The sequence below is a fragment of the uncultured Dialister sp. genome (assembly GCF_900541605.1).
Classification (GTDB): Bacteria; Bacillota; Negativicutes; order Veillonellales; family Dialisteraceae; genus Dialister.
Genome location: NZ_UQKJ01000012.1, coordinates 1 through 21,473 on the forward strand (window position 1 = coordinate 1; position 21,473 = coordinate 21,473).

At 52.0% G+C, this 21,473-nt stretch carries 20 protein-coding genes and 1 other annotated feature; of the genes, 1 reads left to right on the forward strand and 19 read right to left on the reverse strand.

Features of this window, described 5'->3' with window-relative positions; genetic code table 11:
• Nucleotides 1-167 precede the first annotated feature (167 nt).
• Complete coding sequence (locus QZR21_RS01760; RefSeq protein WP_296095815.1) at nt 168-1,343, reverse strand: hypothetical protein; 1,176 nt, start codon at nt 1,341-1,343, stop codon at nt 168-170.
• Nucleotides 1,344-1,400: 57 nt separating this feature from the next.
• Nucleotides 1,401-1,693: a binding site (T-box leader), on the reverse strand.
• Between the two features lie 270 nt (nt 1,694-1,963).
• Here QZR21_RS01760 and QZR21_RS01765 point away from each other — a divergent pair.
• On the forward strand, nt 1,964-3,058 hold the full coding sequence (locus tag QZR21_RS01765; protein WP_296973442.1) for a hypothetical protein: 1,095 nt from the start codon (nt 1,964-1,966) through the stop codon (nt 3,056-3,058).
• 660 nt (nt 3,059-3,718) lie between these two features.
• Here the strand turns inward: QZR21_RS01765 and bioA are convergent.
• The 18 genes from bioA to QZR21_RS01855 form a co-directional block, all read right to left on the reverse strand.
• Nucleotides 3,719-5,071 (reverse strand): adenosylmethionine--8-amino-7-oxononanoate transaminase, encoded by a 1,353-nt coding sequence (gene bioA, locus QZR21_RS01770; protein WP_296973445.1) that lies wholly within the window; start codon nt 5,069-5,071, stop codon nt 3,719-3,721.
• A gap of 100 nt (nt 5,072-5,171) precedes the next feature.
• Nucleotides 5,172-5,846, reverse strand: coding sequence for a dethiobiotin synthase (bioD, locus tag QZR21_RS01775; RefSeq protein WP_296095824.1), 675 nt, complete (start codon nt 5,844-5,846; stop codon nt 5,172-5,174).
• Between the two features lie 75 nt (nt 5,847-5,921).
• Nucleotides 5,922-6,497 (reverse strand): biotin transporter BioY, encoded by a 576-nt coding sequence (locus QZR21_RS01780; RefSeq protein WP_296095826.1) that lies wholly within the window; start codon nt 6,495-6,497, stop codon nt 5,922-5,924.
• A 365-nt stretch (nt 6,498-6,862) separates the two neighbouring features.
• Complete coding sequence (gene yfbR / locus QZR21_RS01785) at nt 6,863-7,453, reverse strand: 5'-deoxynucleotidase (RefSeq protein ID WP_296095829.1); 591 nt, start codon at nt 7,451-7,453, stop codon at nt 6,863-6,865.
• On the reverse strand, nt 7,450-8,262 hold the full coding sequence (gene thiD, locus QZR21_RS01790) for a bifunctional hydroxymethylpyrimidine kinase/phosphomethylpyrimidine kinase (protein ID WP_296095832.1): 813 nt from the start codon (nt 8,260-8,262) through the stop codon (nt 7,450-7,452). The genes yfbR and thiD overlap by 4 nt, the downstream gene beginning before the upstream one ends.
• Entirely contained in the window at nt 8,263-8,736 is a 474-nt protein-coding gene (locus QZR21_RS01795) for a histidine phosphatase family protein (RefSeq protein ID WP_296095835.1), read from the reverse strand.
• A 77-nt stretch (nt 8,737-8,813) separates the two neighbouring features.
• Nucleotides 8,814-9,491, reverse strand: a complete 678-nt coding sequence (locus QZR21_RS01800; protein WP_296973451.1) for a hypothetical protein — start codon at nt 9,489-9,491, stop codon at nt 8,814-8,816.
• Between the two features lie 14 nt (nt 9,492-9,505).
• Nucleotides 9,506-10,894 carry a DUF2157 domain-containing protein gene (locus QZR21_RS01805; RefSeq protein ID WP_296973453.1) on the reverse strand — a complete coding sequence of 463 codons (1,389 nt, stop codon included), beginning with the start codon at nt 10,892-10,894 and terminating at the stop codon, nt 9,506-9,508.
• A 309-nt stretch (nt 10,895-11,203) separates the two neighbouring features.
• Nucleotides 11,204-12,271 carry a formamidase gene (locus QZR21_RS01810; RefSeq protein WP_296095841.1) on the reverse strand — a complete coding sequence of 356 codons (1,068 nt, stop codon included), beginning with the start codon at nt 12,269-12,271 and terminating at the stop codon, nt 11,204-11,206.
• A 151-nt stretch (nt 12,272-12,422) separates the two neighbouring features.
• Nucleotides 12,423-12,872: a universal stress protein gene (locus tag QZR21_RS01815; protein WP_296095845.1), complete on the reverse strand. Its 450-nt coding sequence runs from the start codon at nt 12,870-12,872 to the stop codon at nt 12,423-12,425.
• Between the two features lie 203 nt (nt 12,873-13,075).
• The gene (locus QZR21_RS01820) at nt 13,076-14,149 is read right to left on the reverse strand and encodes an MBL fold metallo-hydrolase (protein ID WP_296095848.1); all 1,074 of its coding nucleotides are present in this window, start codon (nt 14,147-14,149) and stop codon (nt 13,076-13,078) included.
• Nucleotides 14,150-14,340: 191 nt separating this feature from the next.
• Nucleotides 14,341-14,820, reverse strand: coding sequence for a hypothetical protein (locus tag QZR21_RS01825; RefSeq protein ID WP_296095851.1), 480 nt, complete (start codon nt 14,818-14,820; stop codon nt 14,341-14,343).
• Nucleotides 14,821-15,352: 532 nt separating this feature from the next.
• A complete protein-coding gene (locus QZR21_RS01830) occupies nt 15,353-15,997 on the reverse strand; it encodes a hypothetical protein (protein WP_296095853.1) in 645 nt (214 codons plus the stop codon).
• A gap of 377 nt (nt 15,998-16,374) precedes the next feature.
• On the reverse strand, nt 16,375-16,794 hold the full coding sequence (locus QZR21_RS01835; protein WP_296095854.1) for an Hsp20/alpha crystallin family protein: 420 nt from the start codon (nt 16,792-16,794) through the stop codon (nt 16,375-16,377).
• 386 nt (nt 16,795-17,180) lie between these two features.
• The gene (locus tag QZR21_RS01840; RefSeq protein ID WP_296973458.1) at nt 17,181-17,801 is read right to left on the reverse strand and encodes a hypothetical protein; all 621 of its coding nucleotides are present in this window, start codon (nt 17,799-17,801) and stop codon (nt 17,181-17,183) included.
• 19 nt (nt 17,802-17,820) lie between these two features.
• Nucleotides 17,821-18,522: a tRNA threonylcarbamoyladenosine dehydratase gene (locus tag QZR21_RS01845; RefSeq protein WP_296095858.1), complete on the reverse strand. Its 702-nt coding sequence runs from the start codon at nt 18,520-18,522 to the stop codon at nt 17,821-17,823.
• The gene (locus tag QZR21_RS01850; RefSeq protein WP_296095860.1) at nt 18,522-18,893 is read right to left on the reverse strand and encodes a VOC family protein; all 372 of its coding nucleotides are present in this window, start codon (nt 18,891-18,893) and stop codon (nt 18,522-18,524) included. The genes QZR21_RS01845 and QZR21_RS01850 overlap by 1 nt, the downstream gene beginning before the upstream one ends.
• Before the next feature lie 732 nt (nt 18,894-19,625).
• On the reverse strand, nt 19,626-20,864 hold the full coding sequence (locus tag QZR21_RS01855; RefSeq protein ID WP_296095863.1) for an S-layer homology domain-containing protein: 1,239 nt from the start codon (nt 20,862-20,864) through the stop codon (nt 19,626-19,628).
• Nucleotides 20,865-21,473 lie beyond the last annotated feature (609 nt).

Genomic DNA, 21,473 nt, shown 5'->3' on the forward strand with positions numbered 1-21,473 from the left:
CACAACCCGGTCGGGCCAGCGAAGCGGCGCCCGACCCACAACCCTTATGCCCCATTCACCCCGTTTGGGCCGCTCGCCTATCTCTGATGAGAGCTCGACAAACTGAAATATTCCCATGCAAAAGGCCCGGGAAAATGATTTTTCATTTTCCCGGGCCTTTTACAGGTTCAGGCGTGAACAGCTTCTGTCTGTTCTTCCTCTTCTGTATCCACAGATTCTTCTTTCTTGAAGATCTTGTACACACCTACCGTCAGAAGGGGCAGGAGGAAAAGAGCCATGAAAGCATAGGCCAGTGCCATGTAACCCTTGGCGATGAGATCGATGATACCAATCTGAGCCAGGGCGATAGAAGCTGCCATGATGACCACCGTGGTGAGTCCTTTGTTCCTGCGGGACAGGGCAGGCCGTCCTTTTTCAGCCAGTCCCTTGTCAACCCGGGCCAGCAGGGCATGAATCATACCGGTAGCTGTTTCGATGAGGGTCCATCCCATGATGAAGCTGAAGGCCACCATGAGCCAGGAAGGAGCACCGCTTTCCTGCATCATCACCATCCAGGGCACCTGGGCACCAAGCACCTCTTTGGAAGGATAAAATCCCATGACAGAGAAATAGGTCAGGAACCAGGGAATCGTTGCCAGAAGGCCAGCCACGATACCGCTGACCACCGATTCCTTCCGTTTGGTCTGTTTCTTCACCGTAAAGAAAGAAGCAGGGAATACGACAAGATTGCAGGCCATATAGAGAAGGCCGGTCCACAGGGCATGGCCCATGGTGGCATCGGGTACATAGGAATGGTCAGAAGAAGCCATGACGGCGGCAATGTTTCCGGTATGTCCGGAAATGACGAGTACAGAAAATGTGAGATATCCTACGTAGAGTGCCACGGTGCCGAAGGTTTCAAAGAAGGAAATCACCTTTTCCCCGTAGAAATTCAGAAGTCCTGCCACCACCATGATGCCTACCACACCGAACCAGTGGGAAACGCCGAACATCTGCTGCACCACGGCACCGGTGGCAGAAGACATAACCGCCAGGATGATGACCATGAATACCGCATAGACCAGGTCGAAGACCCGGTACAGAGGACCCGCAATGGCCTCAATAAAAGACTTGTAATCGTACACATGGTACAGACGGATAAGCTCATAGCACAGCACCGCTACCAGGGCAAATCCCAGCATGATACCCAGGCCCGCATACCAGCCATAGGCGCCGAATTTCGCACCGTACTCCACGATTTCCCGGCCCGTGGCATAGCCGCCGCCAATCATGACGGACTGCAGCACAATGCCCGGAAGAAGATACTTCCCCAGGTTCCCATCAAACATCGAAGATACTTTCATAGTAGGTAGCCCTCCTTCAACTTTCGGCAGGGCAATCAAAAAGCCCCTGCCACAATAGACAGAGGCGGATGTTCCGCGGTACCACTCTGATTTATCACTCAGACACAAAGCATAAAGACGATGGAAAAGAAAAGCCCCTGTCCGAATCATCGGACAGGGGCGAAATCGCGGTACCACCCTGCATTATACTCATATGTCATAGTCCTGTAACGGGCACCCCCGCCTTCCTTACTGCTGCTTCAGGAAGGATGCTCCCAAGTGATTGTCCATGACCCGCCTGTACCGGCTTTCACCATACGCCGGCTCTCTGGGACATCGTCAGCCATGTCCATCTTGCTCATCGCTTCGTTATGGACTATTATAGCACCCTCAAGCTCATTGTCAAGAAAAATCCATCTTCCCTGATTTCTTCACCTGATAGTCCAATAGTTAAATGATATTCAGGCAGCCGGAATGCATCCAGCAGACAGAAACAGCGGCGACGCCGGGAGGCCCCATTTCTCTCCACCCAATTTTCAAAATTTTTCCCCAAAACCCCGTGCTATTGGCACTATCCTCACACTCCAAACCGTCTTCTGCTATAATACATACAAAACTCTGTATCCCAAGGATGTGATTTCTTGCAACCCCAAACCCACAGTCTGAAAACTGCCTCCGGTATCCGTCCCCATTGGGTGCTCATGCTGGTTACATTTCTGTACATACTCATCAATATCACCCATCCCGAACTGAAGGGAACAGCCATCGCCTGTTCCATAGGCCTCTTTGTCTTCTATACCTGGCGCCGGATTCTCATCATCCTCATTACCGCAGCCATTGCCTTTGCCCTGGTAGCCATCTTCCCTTTTCTGGCTCCCGTCGCCTTTATCCTCATGGTCATTATCTTCATAGCCCGTCTCAGCTATATCCTGAAAAACTGGCGGGCCGTGCTGGCAGGATTCTATATGTACGCCCTGGCCTTTGGGTTTGCTTTCTATGGCTCCGTATTTGGAGGATTGATCTGGGGCTTTTCTTTCTACCATTACCGTTTGAATGGTGTAGAGCCCCTTCTGGGATACCAGGGTGTGAACTATACCCTGGCTGCAGTGGTAGCCCTCTTTTTCACGGGTATTTTCCATTTCATCATGCACTGGCTTTACCGCCATCACTATACTCTCCAGCAGGCCCTGCCCATCATGGGCGTAGCGCCGCTCCTCATCCTCCTTCTCTGCCTCCCCTTCCTCAAAGCCTTTGACAGCTTTGAAACGGGAGTGGATACCGTGGATACCGGTGGCCATTCCTTCGACGGCATGGACGGGGGACACGTGGACACCGATGGTTTCGGTCATGGAGATACAGGAGACTTCAGCCATCCCGATATCATTTCCCACGATTCCATGGATACGGGCCATGACATTTCAGATGCCCCCGGTGTCCACCACACCCACGATTACTTCCGCACCGGTCCGAATGGAGAAGTACAGCACGTAAGGGGCTACGAAGCCACCAATCCTGATGGCATCGTTGAAAATAACTATTCCTACCACGGAGACTCCTATGCCGACGGGACGGATACCCCGGTTTCGCCCGATTCCGTTCCCATCCATGGAGCAGATGGTTCCCTGACCGACACTGCCGCCGCCGATGACCCCCCTTCTGGCCGGTGCGGAAGCAGGGCTGGAAAAGGAAAGAAAAAGAGAAAAGGAACTGTCCCTGGACGATGCCATCCAAAATAACCGGAATGATTGCTGATTGTTATTTGTAACCCGTCATTTCTGTTATAAAATTTATATTGAATTATATATAGAAATATACGCTAGCTAAATAGTCATTCATGTATTCTCTTTTTCGATTTTTTAGTATATAATCAGTGTGGATGAGCACAGCAGCCCAACTGGGGAGAGGCCTCGAAAAAATCCCCGGGAAAAGCTCCTGCGGCAAGCCATCCTGCAAAGATGAATCCATAAGAGCTCCGGGATGAAACCCGTTCGATGCAATGTCCTTTCCTGAACCATGCAGGGAAGGGCAGAAAAAGATTCTGTGTCGTCAAAAAATGAATCAGACAGATCCGCAAGCCTGAAGGAGCAGGCTCCGCAGCCCGGCCGCTGCAGAGCCCTCTCTTCGGGCTTGTTGTGATGCAATGCATGCCGTCGACCCTAGTACCGGGGCACCGGTTTTCTATTGATCATCTGGCCGGAAAATAGTCCACCTGCGGCGCTTTCCATCTGATATTTCTGTCCGTCATTTACGCCATGGGCCATTGCGTTTTCCCGGAAGCCAAGGGAGCTCCGCACAGGTGACTTCTCACATCAGCATAAAAACCGCCCTTCTCAACGGTTAATCAATCAAAAAGAGAGAAAACCATTCAGGTTTTCTCTCTTTCTGATGCTTACCGGTTATTCTCCCAGCACCGCATGGACCGCTTCTGTGCAGAGCTTCACCGCCTTGTCCATATCCTTTCTTTCGATGGTCAGGGGTGGATTGAAATAGATAATATCTCCCATGGGGCGAAGGACGAGTCCCAGGTCCATGGCCTTCCGGAATACGTGCCAGCCGATCCGCTTTGCCGGGTCGAAGGCTTTCTTCGTTTTAGGATCTTCCACCAGCTCTATGGCGTTGATGAGGCCGATATGGCGGATTTCCCCTACATTTTTGTGATGGCCCAGGGCCTTCATCAGTTCTTCGTGGAGATATTTCCCGTCTTCATTGACCTTTTCCAGGATATGGTCCCGTTTCATGATTTTCAGCACCGTCAGGGCAATGGCACAGCCCATGGGATTTCCTGCATAGGTATGGCTGTGAACGAAGGCCTTATGGGTCCCATAGTCATCATAGAAGGCATCGTACACCTTATCGGTGGTAATGGTCATGGACATGGGCATATACCCCGCCGTAAGTCCTTTGCTGGTGCAGAGGATATCCGGAGAGACCCCGGCATGTTCAATGGCAAAGAGGGTACCGGTGCGGCCAAAGCCTGCCGCAATTTCATCATCGATGAGGAGGACGCCGTACTCATCGCAGAGTTTACGGAGCTTCCGGAGGTATTCCGCCGGATAAATCCGCATGCCCGCAGCACCCTGGAGAATCGGCTCCACAATGCAGGCCACCGTTTCTTTCCCGAATTTTCTGAAGGCCTCTTCAGCGCTTTCGAAGCATTCCACATTGCAGGTTTCCCGGGTCTTTCCATAGGGGCAGCGGTAGCAGTCCAGCCCTTTGAAATGGATATTATTCATGAGCATGGGGTGGAAAATCTTTGCATAGAGATCCATGGAACCTACGGACAGGGCGCCGATGGTTTCCCCATGGTAGGACTCCGGCAGGCACATGAACTGGGTCCTTTCGGGATGTCCCGTCTGGTACTGATACTGGAAAGCCATCTTCAGTGCCGCTTCCACGGAAGACGATCCATTATCGTGGAACGTGAATTTCGTGAGTCCCTTCGGCAGGAGCGGTTCCAGTTCCCGGCACAGTTCGATGGCCGGCTTATGGGTGAAATTTGTGAAAATCACGTGTTCCAGCTGGTCCACCTGTTTCTTCAGGGCCTCGTTGATTTCAGGATTGCAGTGGCCCAGAAGGTTGCACCACCAGGAAGAAATGATATCCAGATACGCCTTGCCATGGGTATCGTACAGGTAGACCCCCTTCCCATGGTCCACCACCACCGGTGGAAATACTTCATTATCCTTCATCTGCATGGCCGGATGCCAGATATATTTTTTATCTTCCGCTTCCCAATCAATTGTAGACATGCTTTTCTCCTTTGATTACACGATTCATACACATGGAACATTTCTATTTTCTAATGGCTCCCTCTCACCAGGATGCCATTCCAAAAATATTTCGGGACTCTCACACTTCTGCGTAGCAGGCTTCCAGAATCTTCGGATTACAGTGAAGAATGGTATCTCCCTTCTTCACCCGGTCAATCACCTTCACCCCCGTGATTTCCTCAATCATGGCCACGTTATCCTCTTCCATGACGCCGCCTTTCCAGTTGTTCAGGATAATGCCCTTGATAGGAATATGGCGGTTTTTGATGTATTCGCAGGTGGTCACCACATGGTTAATGGTTCCGAGGCCCGCATCGGCCACCACCAGCACCGGCAGCTTCAGCCAGCCGATGATATCGGTGAGGTAGTAATGGGCCTTTTCATCGTGCCGGATCGGGCAGACGATACCGCCGCTGCCTTCCATGGTGACGTAGGGATATTTCTCCGTCACCCGTTTCCAGGCCTTCAGGATGACATCCTTCTCCAGGGGATGTCCCTCCAGACGGGCTGCCAGGTGCGGCGATACCGCATGCTGGTACAGATAAGAAAGGATCATATCCTCCGGTTCGTGGATATCCGCAAACTGATTGACAAATCCCGCATCCGATGCGGCCACCGTAGGCGCACCGCTGATGGCCGCCTTATAGTAGCCCGCATCATAGCCGGCCTGTCTCATGGTTTTCACAATGAGAGCCGTCACATAGGTTTTGCCGATATCCGTATCGGTGCCGGTAATAAATAATCCTTTACTCATCACAAATTCCCCCTTGCACATAAATAGAAACATATAAAAAGGGATGGAAAGGAAATTTCCTTCCCATCAGTTCCTTCAATCGTGAATGCCAAGAGCCTTCACCAGGCGCTTGGACAGGAAAGCAGCCAGGATGCAGAGGCAGATATCCCCCGGCACAGCCAGGAGGAAACAGTACAGAATGACTGCCCATACACCGATGGTTTTCCCGATATAGAAATTATTGATGAAATATACATAGACCATACCGAAAAGATAGACCACAGCCAGTCCGGCCAGATTGGCAAAAAGAACTTTACCAAAGGACCAGGAACCGCTCATCTCGCGCAGCTTGCCGGTGAGCCAGGCCCCTGCAATGAACCCCACAAGGTACCCGAAGGTGGGCTGGAAAATATAGGATGGACCGCCGCCTTCCGTAAAGACAGGGACCCCCACGAGCCCAAGGAGTACATAAAGGGTCACAGAAAGGGCACCCCGCCGGCTGCCAAGGATCAGGCCTGCCAGCGTAGTAAAAAGAAGTTGCAGCGTAAATGGGCATACCGGCACAGGGATCCGGATGAATGCCCCTATGGCAATGAGTGCCGTAAAGAGCCCAAACAAAACAATTTCCTTTGATTTTCCCTGTTCCCGTTCCATTGCATTTTCTCTGACCATGTTGCCTCGCCTCATTGTAAACAATTTGTCACTGTATTTCTGTACACGCAGTTTACATATGAATATAATATAACAACTTCGCATGGTTTTCAACGTTTACAATTAAAATGGACGCATTGATTTTAAAAAAGAATTGAGAGTTGAGAGTTGAGATCCCGCGGCTTTGCCGCAGCACCCACCAGAATCACTCTGTCTATTGCACAGGCATACATTTGAGGATGGTGTATTTTTCATTAACGGCTTCGCCACTCAGGTAAGCCTCTATCCACTTGTATGCATACTCAACCATACAACCCCCACAGGTTTGAACAGGCATCGCCCCACAAATCCCACGGAAAAAGCTTCGGGAATCATTCCCGAAGCTTCTATTTCACATTCCTGTTCAATTCATCCAGGGTTTCCCGGAAGCTTTCTGCGAAGTGGTCCATGAACCAGTCCACCTCTTCCAGGTGCAGGGCTCGCAGTTTTTCCTCGGTGGACTTGAAGGCCTCCTTGAATTCACTGTTTCCGTCCCGGATTTCCTCCATGCACTTCAGATAGGCGCTCATGGTGTCCGCCGCCTTGGCCAGGGGCCAGAGGGGATCCTTTTCCATGTCCACCACAAAGGGCTGATAAGAAGGCTGCAGTTCTTCCGGCAGCGTATGGAGCAGCTTCTCCCGGGCCCGGTCCTCGATCTTCTGGTACTGGTCCCGCAGGTCCCGGGTAAAATATTTCACCGGCGTCGGCATGTCCCCCGTAAATACCTCACTGGCATCGTGGTACAGCGCCAAAAGGGCTGCCCGCTCCGGATCCAGGTCCCTGTGGAAAATATCCCGGCCAATAACCGCCAGGGCATGGGCAATCATCACAGTCTGCAGTGTATGTTCCGCATCATTTTCGGGTATCGAATTTCTCATGAGCCCCCAGCGGGAAATATATTTCAGCCTTGACATGAAGGCGAAGAATGGATAGTTCATTCGATTTTCCCCCAACGGTCTCCGTAAAACCAGAAGTGGTGCACCGGCCCATGGCCATGGCCCAGGGAATCGGAAGCGGCCCGGCGGATGGCCCCCGTCATATAGACCTTGGCCAGCCCCACCGCTTCGATAAGGGTGTGGCCCTTCGCCAGCTCCGCTGCAATGGCACTGGACAGGGTACATCCGGTGCCATGGGTATTTTCTGTCTCTATCCTTTCTCCCTTGAACAGATGGAAATCTCTTCCATCATAAAGAACGTCCTCCGCCTCTTCCACCAGGTGGCCTCCCTTGACCAGCACCGCCTGGGGTCCCAGGGCCATCAGTTTTTCTGCTGCTCCCTTCATGTCTTCCAGGTTACGGATAGCCTGCCCCGAAAGAACCTCCGCCTCCGGAATATTGGGTGTAATTACGGAAGAAAGGGGTATGAGTTTTTTCTTATAGACTTCAATGGCATCCTTTTCCAGAAGCACTGCGCCACTGGTGGCCACCATGACCGGGTCCACCACCAGGGGAATGCCTGTATGGTCCGAAAGGAAATCGGATACCGCTTCCACAATGGGCGCGGAAGAAAGCATGCCCGTTTTTAATGCTCTCGGAGGAATATCATCATAAATGGCTGCCAGCTGGGCCTTCACCATGTCCACCGGTGTATTCACCACCATGGTGACTCCCTTCGTATTCTGGGCGGTGAGCGCACAGATGCAGCTCATCCCATAGGTACCAAGGGCGGAAAAGGTCTTGAGATCCGCCTGGATGCCGGCGCCGCCGGAAGAGTCGGATCCCGCTATTGTCAGTACAGGAATCATCATTCAATTCTCCTTTTTCAGCTGTTTCAGGGACGACGTGAAATAGCCGATGAGCTTTCCCTGATTCCAGGACAGATCATAATCAATCACAGCAATGCCGGCCAGGTCAAACTTGATGGCCGCACTGCAGGTAGACAGGAGATAGGACTGCAGGAAGGGATGGTGGCTCACAAGGGCAATGGGAGACCCGTCCTGGATGAGATGGTTCCGTACTATCTGCCAGTTTCCCTGGAGCAGTTCATCGGCCGTATGGATTTCCTCAGCGAAACATTCCTCCGCCAGGATACCGGCGGTCTGCCTTGTGCGGACATAGGGGGATGTGTAAATACGGATCGGATTTTCTTTAAGAAAACGGCCCAGTATCCGGGAGGCCCGACGGGCCTGCCGCATTCCCTTCGGTGTCAGTGACCTTTCTTTATTGGGAATTTCATCGGTCTGGGGAACGGCTTCCCCATGGCGCATCAGAATAATATACATACTATCACCTTCCATTCAGGAATTTATGATGATGAAGCGGGCATAGCAGCCCCGGACTCCGCAAGGGGGACTATCCCTTACTGTCCACGGCTGATTTCCGTACTTCTTCCTACAGAATAAATATCTTTATCCTTAGGTCCCCTGGAAAATTTTACATTCAGGTTCTTTCCAATGGTGGTAAAGGTCTGCTCAATGGGAGAACCGTTCGCCAGCACCTTCGACACCGCCACCCGGCCGTCCTTGATATGGATGATGGCGGTCAGGTCGTTTTTCATGCGGGTTTCCGTCTTCTTTTCTTTCTCATCCTTTACCTGTACCCGCTCGGAGAGCTCCACCACCGACAGCTTCTTCAGCTGTTCCGGCGACATGTACAGCCGGTCTGCGGGGAACCGGAAATGGACCATTCCTTCATTGACAGAGGACACCCGGGTAATGATGTACATACCGCCGGGCTTCACATTGGAGGCTCCGGTAATTTCCAGGAGCCCCTCGCTGTTCTTATCAAAGGAGAGATAGATTTCCTCTCCCTTTTCCGGAGTCACCGACCCCTTCCAGGGAGCCTCGGTGAGGGGAATGTAGAGGGGCAGGTAATTTCTGCCATAGAAATCGCCCCTGAAATCAATAGCTGCCGGCACCTGGTATTCCGCACCGTCCAGCATGACAGACCGAAAATCGCTTCGTATCCAGAAAAGGGCTGCCGCTTCGATGACAAAGACCAGGGCCAGGAGAATGAGGGCAAATTTTTTTCGAATCATTTGTCTTCCTCCTCTCACGCTTTTTCCTGACTGTGGAATTTCTTTTTCCGTGCCCTGTGGAGAGGCAGGTACATGACATAGCAGATGCAGGCCGCCACCACGCCCACGGCCAGGAAGAAAATGCCCCGTTCCGTAAGTGTGAGGGCGGAGTCCATGACCCGGATGGCTCCATCCCCGGCCAGGAGGAATACCCCTGCCCAGCTCTGGAGAGGCCGATCCGTCTGGAATCCCCGGGCAATGACCCCCGCCGCCAGTATGCCGGCATACACAGAGACCACCATGGCCGGTAAGGCACCGGTAGTTTCAAAGATGGAAATAAGAGCTGCCAGTCCCATGACAAAGGGCGTGAGCCCTGCCAGTACGGAGAGCCATTCCTTCTTCAGGGCCATGCGGAACAGAAGGATCCCATCCACCACCAGGAAAAGGAGAAACAGGAACCACAGCGCATAGCTTCCAACAATGCCTTCCCATACGGCCCCATAGGACCCTTCCAGCAGCACCGCAAATACGGCGATGCCCCCGAAGAACCGGAGTGCCTGGGCTCCAAGGCCGTAGTCCCGGAAAAGGCCGCCGGCCATCCAGGTCAGGGCTGCCGCCAGGGAGAAGAACAGGGTCTGCCACAGCATATTGCCGGCGGACCAGAAAATGAGGAGCAGGATGCCCACGGCCCAGACCCAGGAAAAACAGACCACCGCCCGGTCCCTGTGGCTCTTGAGCATGTATCCCAGAAACGGAAGGGCCAGAATCATATAAATCCAGGAAACCACTTCCGGCCATCCCCGGACCGGCGCTGTATAGAATACCCCTACGGCCACGGCCATATAGAGGATTCCCATACCGGCGGACCCGGTGACTGCCGTCATAATGAGCAGGAGAAAACCGCAGAGAGCAAGGCCCGTATAGGTATCAGACGTGAGGTAGAACGAATCCCCCACCATCCAGAAGGCGCCCAGAAGACAGAGTCCATGGAGCACAGCTGCCGCTTCCCGGATAAACAAGGGCACCCGGTGGCGGTAGAGCACCTCCCGTTTCGATGGTTTTTTCACCAGGCCCTCCGGATTTTCTTCTTCCAGTTCCTCTTCCAGTTTCGATGGTTCCTTCACCGGTACCGGTACCTTTTTATCCAGCAGGACCACCGCCGCCACGAGAAGGAATGAAAGGACCAGGGGCATAAAGGCCATCAGGAACCGCTGGTCCTGGGTGAGCCCATTCCACAGGCTGGCACAAAGGAAGAAAAGCCCGCCCACCAGGCACACCACAGCCAGAATAAAGAAAGCCTCTTTATAGGAAGACAGGTCCTCCTTCTTATACCGGGAAAGAATTTTCTTTCCTGCCTCTTCAGAAATCACATCATCCGACACCCATTGGGATACTTCCTGCTTCAGCCAGCGCCGGTTTGCCATGGAATCACATCCTTATATACGATAAATGATAGAGTTGAGAGTTGAGGGTCAGGGCCCTGCGGCTTTTTTCCGCTGTTCCAACGGGCTCATCCCTCATAACGTCGTCTCCATGTAAGGTAAGAGAAGTACATTAAAGTTCAGCGGCCCCGCCGCCATACTCACAAACAGGTTCATTACTATTCTATAACAACGGCATTGAAAAAATCTATTTCCTTTTGGTAAAATGAATGATTCCCGAAATATTTTCCCCACCATAAAAGCCGCCGGCTTTATGGCCGGCAGCTTTTATGGTAAAAAATTTATGCTGTTTTATTTCTTTCCGTGATAGTCGAGACCCTTATAGTCATGGATACCGTAGGGATCCGCCCCGGCTTCGGTGCCGAAGCGACCGCCTTTGGTGGGATATCCATAAATGGATCCGTCTTTGATGTCCATTTCATCTTCCCAGGGAAGTTTGTACTTGCCGGCGGCCAGGTCTTTGATGTAGGTGAGGCCGCAGTCCGGTTCACCGCCGGGCTTTGCCACATAGCCCCGGTGGCCCAGGTTGTAGATATTATTTTCAAGGCCCCATTCCCTGCGGGCCCGGTCCGCATCTTCCGGATAAATTTCTCCGGTCACGATTTCATAGGGGTTCCGCTGGCCCTGGACAAGGGTGGTGCCATCGTAATTGCAGATCTGCCCTTCGCCGAAGTAGTAGAAGACGCCGTCATAGCCGGCCAGGTTCACCGATACGGTGTACATGAGATTCTGCCATGCGTTGGACCGGTTCGTCAGGATCCACTGGTCATTGACCTGGGTACTGTAACCGGAAATCCGGATATACACGTTGCAGCCTTTGTAGGCAGCTTCCCTTGCCAGTTCCGGAATCATGCCATCGTGGCAGATGCAGACAGCCAGCTTTGATCCGCCAGGGCCCTCGCAGACCGGCATGCCCAGGTCTCCCGGATACCAAGGTTCGATGGGGTTCCAGGGGAAGAGCTTCCGGTACTTCAGACAGATTTCCCCTTTCGGATTGATAATGATAGCAGTGTTGTAAGGATTCTTATTGGGGTCCGGATTCCGTTCCATAATGGAAAATACCCCGTACACTCCTTCTTCTTTGCAGGCTTTGGCAAAGGCATCGGTCTCCTTGCCCGGAATGTCACAGAGGAATTCGTCGGTGAGCCACTTCGATGTATTCAGGCCCTGAGTACTGTATTCAGGGAATATAATCAGTTCTGCCCCCGGATAACCGGCTTTCGTGGCATGAAGGGTCCGCACGATTTCATGAACCTGCCGGTCAATGTCTGCCCGGCTGTTGATAATCGGCACAGGCATCTGGATGGCTGCAACAAGGAACCCATGGCTTGGCTTATTGATACTTCCGATACTGCTCATACATACCTCCCCCGGGAAGGAATCTCTCTTCCCAAACAAAATAACAAACTTCCGAGAAATAGAAAAAGACGCTCGTATTTTCCCAAATACAAGCGCCTTTGCTTTATGTTCTATACATTCATTCTACAGCGGAAACCGTCTATCGTCAATCCTATTTCACAATGAGAACGGGACATTTAGACCGGCTCACCATGTAGCTGGAAACGGAGCCCATGAAAATCCCCTTCAGCGGTCCCAGGCCCCGGCTGCCCATGACAATGAGATCGCAGCCCTGTTCTTCCGCCATATTGAGGAGCACCGGTCCCGGAGAGCCGACTTCATAGAGTTCTTCGTGGGCAATGCCCGCCGGCACCATGGCCGCTGCTTCCTTCAGGTCATTCTTGCACTGCTCTTCCAGGTCCTCCGAAAGCTTCGTGGTCAGGCAGCCTTCCGCAATGGATACCTGGTCGAAGTTGCTCATGGCTGATACCATATTGCATACAGAAGCAATATAGAGCTTCGTCCCATCTCCGGCAGAAGCAATATCTATGGCCTGCTGCATCGCTTTTTTCGCATGGTCAGAGCCATCATAGGGCACCAGAATTTTCTTATATTTCAACATATAAACCCCACCTTTCCTGTTAAATGAAACGGGGAATTGCCTTGTTTTCTATATTATACCATAAGCAGGAAAGGACGGCAGATACCCGGTTCCGTATGACGGCCGGAGTCATTCCGACAGAGCTTTGAGCCTTGAGCTAGCCTGTCTGCAGCGCTTCCCTGGCAGCCCCGCCCCTGTGGCTCTATCCCCTTTCTCTCATTCTCTCAAAACACAAAGCTGTCGCTTTCCGGTTTTACTTTTTTATTGTGGAACGGCACCACCAGGGGCATATCATTGACTGCCCGGAGATCCTCCATTTCCTGCCAGGTCAGATGGTTCGGCCAGAGAGAGAAAACGGCGCGGCCGGACTTATAGAAACACTGGGCCTTTCCATAGCCGTGAATACTTCCGGTCAGAAGCACCCCCATGTCCGGATGGGCTTCGATGAGTTCCCGGCTCGCAGCCCGGGAGAGCTGGGCATCGGTGAGGAAATAGATATGCCCCGGCTCCACTGTCTTTTCATCCCACCGCTGGAAAATAGAAAAAGGAAGCTCCGTGATTTCATCATGGACGAAGTACTTCCGGTGTCCCAGACGGAGCCATTCATCATAAAGCTTTGGGGACATGTGGACCGGATGGCGACTTCCGAAGACCTTATGGAAAAGGACGCCCATGGACAAGCCCCTTCCATAATGGGGTACCGGCATGAGAAGCGGATGACCGCCATCCATGAGGGCTTCCGCCTTTTCCACCACTGCCCTGCGGAGATCATCGCCTCGCTCCTTTCGGCTGTACGCCGCATCGATGACCGCCATATCCGCATGGAGGCCCCGGACCGCATCGCAGCGATAGAATGTATCATTTTCCCGGTAATCTCCGGAATAAAAGACATGGCGCCCTTCTACGGAAATATCAAACCACACCGCCCCGGCGCAGTGGCCTGTCCGGCCCCAGTGCACCGTAAAGCCGGGCTCCAGTTCCAGTTCCGGTGCCGTGGAGTCCAGAATCATCGTATTCTGCGGTTTATAATGAAGCTGCCGGTATGTCTGGTTCGACATGAGTACCGGCCCCGTGAATCCCTTCTTTACCAGGTATTCGATGGCCCCTGTATGGTCCCGGTGAGAATGGGAAATGAAAAGGTACTCCGCCTGGCGAATCTGCTCCGTGGAAATATCGGGCACCCTGTCGAAACCATCGGTGGATGTACCGGCATCCAGGATAAAGGCATGACGGTCCCCTTCCACATAAAAACAGTTTCTCCCTTCATCGCCGCACCCGCCGGCTATATACAGCTGCATAGTCACATCTCCATTATTCTGAAATACATTCCCATTTTTACGAATAAAAAAAGCCGCCCAACAATTGGCACGGCTTCTTTGCACGTAAGTGTTCTGTTCTTTTTATTATATAATTTTCAAAAACCCTTGTAAAGGGGGAATAACAGGCAGCGGCCGAAAGCAGATCCCTGATGCAGTCACAGCCTTATATTCTAATAGGAAGTCTTTGATACCCGATAGAGGGACATGTAGATTTCCTCTGCCTCATTGGCCCCTTCTTTGATGGTTCCATTGTAGGCAGCCGCCTTTCCGTCCGGCGTGAAGGCGCCTTCCAGTTTGTTCAGAATCTTATACTTGATGACACTGCCATACTGGTCTGCACCGACAGCCGTATCATAGCGAAGGATATAGTCCACCATCTTATAGTTGCCATAGTCCGGCCAGGTCATGGGGCTCTTGTAAATTTCCGCATACAGGGTAGCCCGGATGACCGGAAGTTCTCCGGCAGAAGCAGGATCCCGCTCAATGGTGTCGGCATCCGCATAAATCCGTTCTGTGGGGCTCGTGTATACCACCATGTACTTGTTGTAATCATTCACCATCTTATCCGATGTGGGCGGCTTGTCAGAAGCCATGGCCACAGCCGGCACGAGAGCACAGGCCAGCGCCAGGGCTGCCAGTTTCTTATTCATATGAGCATCCTCCTTTTGAATCTCAGTCAATTTTATTTATTATATCCCACCGAAAGGCCATCTGCCAATTGGTATTTACGCCGTTGCCAGGAAAAGCAGATCTGCATGCCTGTGGGCAGATTTAAGGAAGCACAATGGGGAGGAGCGCAGCGACGCTCAAATTGTAATGAGCCGCTGATACCCGTGCGCAGGGAGCGATTGCAATCGAAAATTCCGTGACACGCTTCCACCCGGGCCAGCCGGCTAAGTGACAATACAGTTTAGAATCGCTGCAGCTGCGATGCGCCCGAAAATCTCTAAGATTCTCGGAAATACAGAGCTTTACATTCGTTGTCAGGGTTGTAAGACTGTCAGAGACATTTTCCTGAGAGATCTCTCGACTCTTTCTCACATTCGACTTTTATATTTCACATTATTGCGACGCTTACCACCGCTCGAGATGACGAGTTAGATGCAGTGCCCAACGTATTTAATGACGGTGAGTAACCGGGAGCCCCGAACCAGTGACCCTATCCGCAATCACCCCAGGCCATCAGCCGTTCTGCTCGGCTTTTTCCTTTTCCTCTTCCTTCACCCGGTCTGCATAGTGGAAAACCTGGGTCTTCATCTTAGATTCGATGCTGTCTTTTCCATAGGTCTTTCCATAATTCATGCTCGTCACATCGGTGAAGGCTTCCGGCGCCGTCCGCTCCACCAGCTTCTTTCCTTTTTTATCGTAGTAGGTCACATGGCTGGCCACGAAGCAGGAGTTTTCCCCGAAATCTACGAGAAACAGGGAATAAGCCACATCATCCTCATCCAGCAGGCCGTCACTGCTGTCTGCCACCGCTTTCGCCCCGGCCTCGGTGAATTCATTTTTCACCGTAGCCAGTACATGGCGCTGCCCATTCCGGGTCTCATCCTTCAGCGTATCCTGGTCGAAATAGATATTCCCGCCGGAGCTCTTTGCCACGCCCACCCACTGCAGGTTTTCCAGGGCTCCCATGGCATTTTTGTACCGATTCGTCCGGCTGGAAGACTTAGTGGTCTTCGTGGTGCCTGTGGTCCTCTGGGAATGGAAAATCCCACTGGCCAGGACCCGGCCCAGAATCCCTACGCCGCTATAGGCCTCTGCCATACCGCCCAGGGGCACGCAGAAAGCCAGTGCCATCACCGCCGCCACCAGTTTTTTCTTCATACAAATCGCCTCACAGTCCCAATGATTCTGTCCCCATTATACAACGAAAATACATACGAAAGGTAAGAAATTGAGCCGGTGGGTAGAGACATTCCGGCAGGAGCTTCCGACTGTCAGCTGCCAAAAGCCCTCACAAAAGTATTTCGAACCATAAGCACACATACGAAAAAGGGACCGGAAACAGGATTTCTGTTTACCGGTCCCTTTTCTCAGGGAAGGAAAATTATGAATCTTTATGGGGAGCGGTCCATCTTCAGCAATGATGGACCGGGCTCCTTTGGGAAATGATTGGTAAGGGGAGGGGGCGGCATCGGGGAATACCGCCCGAAAGAGAGAGTATTCAATCAAGGGACATTGTCCCACACAGCTTTTCAGTTTCAGCCGATTTCAATACGATGGCCCTGCTTCGGCAGGCTCATATCTTTCTTCGGCAGTTCAATCTTCAGCACCCCATCATTGAGGCTTGCGGAAATCTTGCTTTCCTCGATGTCCTTCACAGCGAACTGACGCTGGAAGGTGGTGCTGGTCCGCTCTTTGCGGATGTAATTGTGTTCCTTGCCGTCTTCCGTTGTTTCTTTCTTCGCGGCAATGGAAAGCACGCCATTTTCATAGGTCACATGGATTTCATCTTTTGCGAAACCCGGCATATCACAGGTCACTTCATAGTGATCCTTGCAGTCTTCGATATCGACTTTCGGAAGAGATTTATATTCCGCATAGGACACCGGAGCGGCATCAAAGAAATCATCCAAAACGGTATCACCAAACAGTCCATCAAAAGGAATCAAACTACGCATATATAAAACCTCTTTTCTTTATCTTCTTTTATTCATCAGGATTTTCTCTTTTGTCCTCCTGACAATTATCATTATATCACTATTAGCACTCATGTCAATAGAGTGCTAATAGATTTTCTGCTTTTATTTTCGGGTCGCGGCAAAGCCGCAGGATGGATTGACGGACAGGAGGGAAAAATCCTCTTACACACAGGTCCCGCCTCTGCGAGGCGGATCCATCCCCTGCCCTTTGGGCTGCCCCCTTCTCCAAGGGGGCACGCTTTTAACGTATAGAGCCATTTTGCATGTAATCCGTTCAGCAGCTCCCGCCCCAATGACCCTGCCCACAATCACACAAAACCGCCAAGCAAAAAAGCAGCGCCCCAGGAGCGCTGCTTTCTTTATTCCTATGTTTCCGGATCGGAATCCGTAATCCGCACGAAACCGCCGCCGAACTTTGTCCGCTTCAGCCAGTTTCCCAGATTAAATACATGGCTGGCCCCTTCGTCCCAGAGGGTGCAGTAAATGCCATCTTCCCTTTCTTCTATCTTCACCAGGGGCATCCAGTGCCAGTGGTAGGGGATCGGCTCTCCGCCGCTGTGAAGGTTCAGGAATCCGATGGGGCAGTCCGCCTCCAGGCCTTCTTTGATGAAGGAGGCCACTTTGGGAAGCTTCGGCGCCAGCAGGCGGATGGAAGGAATGGGAAGAGCTTCCACCTTTCCTTTGAGCCCCTGTTCCTTCATGTAAGCATCGAGGCCCTCCTTCAGCCACCGGGTCTTATAGAGACCGTGCATCCGGGGTGTAGCGTACTTCCAGAGATCCATCATCACAGAAAGGGCCTCTTCCCTGGTGGTCACCTTTTTTCCCCACTGCTTCCGCTCTATGTAGGCCGCCATCATGGCCCCTGCCGTAGGGCCGCAGCCCGCCAGCTTCTGCCATTTTTCCGGATACCATTCCTGGTTGTACCCGTGGACAGGCCTGCCGTTTTCCTCTATTGTAATCCAGTCCGGATGAAGGATTTCTGCCATATCCATGAATTCCTTTCTCTCAGGTAATATCAGCTTCCTTGAGGAGGCTGCGAATCACGTATCCCGCCATCATCATGCCCGATACCGGCGGTACGAAGGACGTGGACCCCGGAGCATGGCCCTCGCCGATAGGCTTATGGGGAAGCTCCTTGGAATACACCACCGTCAGGTGGCGAACCCGCCGTTCCTTCAGTTCCTTTCTCATCTTCCTCGCCAGGTGGCACACCGAGGTCTTATTGATATCCGCAATCTGCAGCATCTCCGGCCGGAGACGGTTGCCGGTGCCCATGGAAGAAATTTCCGGAATCTTCAGCCGGTAGCAGATTTCAGCAATGGATACCTTCGCCGGCACATCATCGATGGCATCGATAATATAATCGGCATGGAGATTCGTGATAAAATCCTCATCCCCCGGCCGGTAATAGACAGCCATGGCCGTGGCATCGCAGGCCGGATTCACCCGGTGCGCCCGTTCCACCATGACCTCCGCCTTGTTTCTCCCGATGGTGGTACGGTCTGCCACCAGCTGCCGGTTCAGGTTGGAATCTTCCACCGCATCCTTATCGATGAAAACGAGATGACCCACGCCGGCCCGCACCAGTGCTTCCGCCGCATAGGAACCGACGCCGCCGATACCAAAGACCGCTACCCGCTTCGTGGAGAGGAAGTCCACTCCCTTTTCCCCGATAATCCGGGCAGTCCGTACAAAAATAGGATCCATTACTTGCCTCCCGGGATGATTTCAATCCAGTATCCGTCGGGGTCATTGATGAAATAAATGCCCATAGCCGGATTTTCAAAACAGATGCATCCCATTTTTTTATGCTTCTCATGGGCTGCTTCCATATCGTCCGTATCAAAGGCCAGATGGAATTCATTGTCCCCCAGGTTGTACGGTTCCTTCCGGTCCCGGAGCCAGGTCAGTTCCAGCCGGTGCTTCGTCTCCCCGTCCCCCAGATAGGCCAGAATAAAGGAGCCGTCCGGAGCTTTGTACTGTCCCACTACCTTGAGACCCAGAGCTTCTTCATAAAAGGCGATACTTTTCTTCAGATCAAGTACGTTGAAATTGTTGTGATTAAACGCAAATTTCATGGTTTCTCTCCTTGTCAAACATAGAAATAACTGTATGTACCAGTATAGCATATGTATATATATAAATAAAGAAAAACTGGCAGCCAGTCCCATCGGCGAGGCTCCGGAAATTCTTCCGCAACGGAAGCTGTGATTCCCTATACTCCGGCAATACAGCAGAAAGCCCTGTCTCTCCGGGGGAGAAGAGACAGGGCTTTCTATATTCCGAATCACTGCCTGAAGTCGTGGTGAAACACGGGGTATAGGAGCAGAGGCAGTGGCTCAGGAGACAGAGTCCATGAAGGGAGTGATATTCCCTACAGGATGAGGCATACCCTCATCCCCAAAGGGATCTTCATTTCCTCTGTCATAAGGATAGCAGGCCCAAAAGGACTTTGCCATTTTTTGTGCAAAAGTGGTCGTTTTTGTGCAAAAGTGGTCACTTTTTGCAGACTTTAAAGCAGTAAAGAAAAATAGATTTGAGGTTCTTTAGCTCCGCCGAGGGATGGGTCCACGAGGCGGCCGACAGCCCAATATGATATACTCCTTTCGCCTGCAGATTCCGCCTCATCGAGGCGGATCCATCTACCGGCCTTTAGCGCCGGATGAATGCGGTACAGCCGCTGTGTCTCAAGTCTCTTAATTCAAACCTCAATTTTTTCATAATCCACCCACCGAATTAAGCTCTTGTCGCACCTCACATAACAAAAGAAGCCCTCCTGGGAGAGCTTCTTTCATTTTCATGTCTGCATATCAGAACTTATAGTTCAGGGATACGGTCCATGCATCGTCCAGGTCTTTGCTGTCTGCCTTCACATCGAAGTCGTATTCGCCATGGAGGTATACGTTCTTCTGAAGAGCTACTTCGCCGGTGACGTTCCAGAACTTCACCTTTTCCACGCTTTCATCCTTCTTGAAGGACTTATTCATAAAATCCCTTGCCTGGTTCGTGTAGAGACCCAGGTATGCGTTGTCGCCGACCTTATTGTAGGTGGCATCCAGTTTCCAGGTGCCCGGCTTCTTGTAGTTGATCTTGCCGTAGCCAAGGCCTGCGTTCCAGGAAGTATCTCCCTTGTCCGCATTGGATTTCCAGTATTCCCCTTCGATCCGGAAGTCCTGGATCGGGATGACTGTATTAATGCCCCACATATCATCGAAGTGGTAAGCCTTCTTGAAATCATCGCCGGCGAAATTGATGTAAGCGGCTCCGACCTTGGCAAAGCTGCCGTTCCAGCCGGCCTTGGTAAAGAAGAAGTCATAGTTGTTATAGGTACGGTCTGCAAAGTTACCGCTCTTCAGGCGGCCGTAGCCGGCGGTGATGCCGAAGGCATCCTTGTCGTAGGAAATCTGGGCGCCATCATAGAAATCATCATAAATGAGGCCATTGCCGAAAATCACGTCCTGCCGGCCCAGGCGGATACCCACATCGCCGAAGGAGTGGTTCACATAGAGCCGATCCATGGTGGTCGTGCTGGTATCATCGCCTTTGAATCCCATGGTATTCACCAGACGGCCCTGGACGTAGGTGCTGTCATTCACCTGGCCATGGACGTTGATACGCATACGGCCATCCCAACCTTCATGGGAACCATTCTTTTCGTAGGAATTGTTGATGTACCGCATACGGGCATCGCCGGACCAGGAGATGTTGCCTACCTTCTTTTCCAGGTTGGAAACCCGGACACCGAGATTGGACAGTTCATCTGCATATTCACCGGCCAGCTTGTCGAGGGTGGCTTTCTGTTCCGCATTCAGCTGGTCTTCCTTAGCCATGAGACGGGCAATGATCTGGGCCAGTTCGTAACGGGTCATGTTCCGTTCGCCTTTGAAGGTGCCATCCGGGTAGCCTTCGACCACGCCCTGGTCAGAGAGGTCGGACACAGCCTGGTAAGCCCAGTCGTCCGGAGTTACATCGGAAAAGGGATTTGCAGCGTAAGCGGATACGCCAGCGGTGAGTGCTGCCATGGCAGCGATTGCGAGGATCTTTTTCATGTTCCTGCTCCTTAAGAGAAATATAGGGGATCAATGGATTGCCCATAATTTCCGGAGCCTGCATTCCGCCTGCAAGAGTGACCGTGTTTCCTCTGCCGCCGTCCGCCTTCCCCGAGGCCCGGGCCTTGACCTGAGTCCAAGGTATCATAGCCAGGTACACGAATCAACAGTTCGGCGAGTAAATGTTCTGTCATATTTATCAGATTTATTGGGTTCTATCGTCAAAGAACTGTCAGTTTTTAATCCAATCCTTACAGATTCATCCATTCACCTTCTCTTACCGGGAAAACCGCTTTTTTACAATTGACTTCTTTTTAAGAAAGCCCATACAAAAAAGTTCACTTTTCAACTTCCTATAGAAATATTCAATAACAATCAGGAAAGTAAAATTCGTTTGCATGCACGCCTTTCCATGGCCATCGGCCTATTCAAGACCGCACCCCAAGTACGCAGGGCTTCGCCGCTATTCCCCCTTTCCCCTTCCTTTCCCCATATGAAAACCCCGTCTCTCCGGGGGGAAGAGACGGGGTTTTCTATATCCTCAAATCACTGATCTTTGTTAAGGTAAATCATCCGGCTTTGGAGGGACAAAGGCCAGTGATGGTTGAG

What these genes read in the sequence shown, in the direction of transcription:
- QZR21_RS01760 (WP_296095815.1), bottom strand. Translation starts at nt 1,343, where the DNA reads ATGAAAGTATCTTCGATGTTTGATGGGAACCTGGGGAAGTATCTTCTT.
- bioA (WP_296973445.1), bottom strand. Translation starts at nt 5,071, where the DNA reads ATGTCTACAATTGATTGGGAAGCGGAAGATAAAAAATATATCTGGCAT.
- bioD (WP_296095824.1), bottom strand. Translation starts at nt 5,846, where the DNA reads ATGAGTAAAGGATTATTTATTACCGGCACCGATACGGATATCGGCAAA.
- QZR21_RS01780 (WP_296095826.1), bottom strand. Translation starts at nt 6,497, where the DNA reads ATGGTCAGAGAAAATGCAATGGAACGGGAACAGGGAAAATCAAAGGAA.
- yfbR (WP_296095829.1), bottom strand. Translation starts at nt 7,453, where the DNA reads ATGAACTATCCATTCTTCGCCTTCATGTCAAGGCTGAAATATATTTCC.
- thiD (WP_296095832.1), bottom strand. Translation starts at nt 8,262, where the DNA reads ATGATGATTCCTGTACTGACAATAGCGGGATCCGACTCTTCCGGCGGC.
- QZR21_RS01795 (WP_296095835.1), bottom strand. Translation starts at nt 8,736, where the DNA reads ATGTATATTATTCTGATGCGCCATGGGGAAGCCGTTCCCCAGACCGAT.
- QZR21_RS01800 (WP_296973451.1), bottom strand. Translation starts at nt 9,491, where the DNA reads ATGATTCGAAAAAAATTTGCCCTCATTCTCCTGGCCCTGGTCTTTGTC.
- QZR21_RS01805 (WP_296973453.1), bottom strand. Translation starts at nt 10,894, where the DNA reads ATGGCAAACCGGCGCTGGCTGAAGCAGGAAGTATCCCAATGGGTGTCG.
- QZR21_RS01810 (WP_296095841.1), bottom strand. Translation starts at nt 12,271, where the DNA reads ATGAGCAGTATCGGAAGTATCAATAAGCCAAGCCATGGGTTCCTTGTT.
- QZR21_RS01815 (WP_296095845.1), bottom strand. Translation starts at nt 12,872, where the DNA reads ATGTTGAAATATAAGAAAATTCTGGTGCCCTATGATGGCTCTGACCAT.
- QZR21_RS01820 (WP_296095848.1), bottom strand. Translation starts at nt 14,149, where the DNA reads ATGCAGCTGTATATAGCCGGCGGGTGCGGCGATGAAGGGAGAAACTGT.
- QZR21_RS01825 (WP_296095851.1), bottom strand. Translation starts at nt 14,820, where the DNA reads ATGAATAAGAAACTGGCAGCCCTGGCGCTGGCCTGTGCTCTCGTGCCG.
- QZR21_RS01830 (WP_296095853.1), bottom strand. Translation starts at nt 15,997, where the DNA reads ATGAAGAAAAAACTGGTGGCGGCGGTGATGGCACTGGCTTTCTGCGTG.
- QZR21_RS01835 (WP_296095854.1), bottom strand. Translation starts at nt 16,794, where the DNA reads ATGCGTAGTTTGATTCCTTTTGATGGACTGTTTGGTGATACCGTTTTG.
- QZR21_RS01840 (WP_296973458.1), bottom strand. Translation starts at nt 17,801, where the DNA reads ATGGCAGAAATCCTTCATCCGGACTGGATTACAATAGAGGAAAACGGC.
- QZR21_RS01845 (WP_296095858.1), bottom strand. Translation starts at nt 18,522, where the DNA reads ATGGATCCTATTTTTGTACGGACTGCCCGGATTATCGGGGAAAAGGGA.
- QZR21_RS01850 (WP_296095860.1), bottom strand. Translation starts at nt 18,893, where the DNA reads ATGAAATTTGCGTTTAATCACAACAATTTCAACGTACTTGATCTGAAG.
- QZR21_RS01855 (WP_296095863.1), bottom strand. Translation starts at nt 20,864, where the DNA reads ATGAAAAAGATCCTCGCAATCGCTGCCATGGCAGCACTCACCGCTGGC.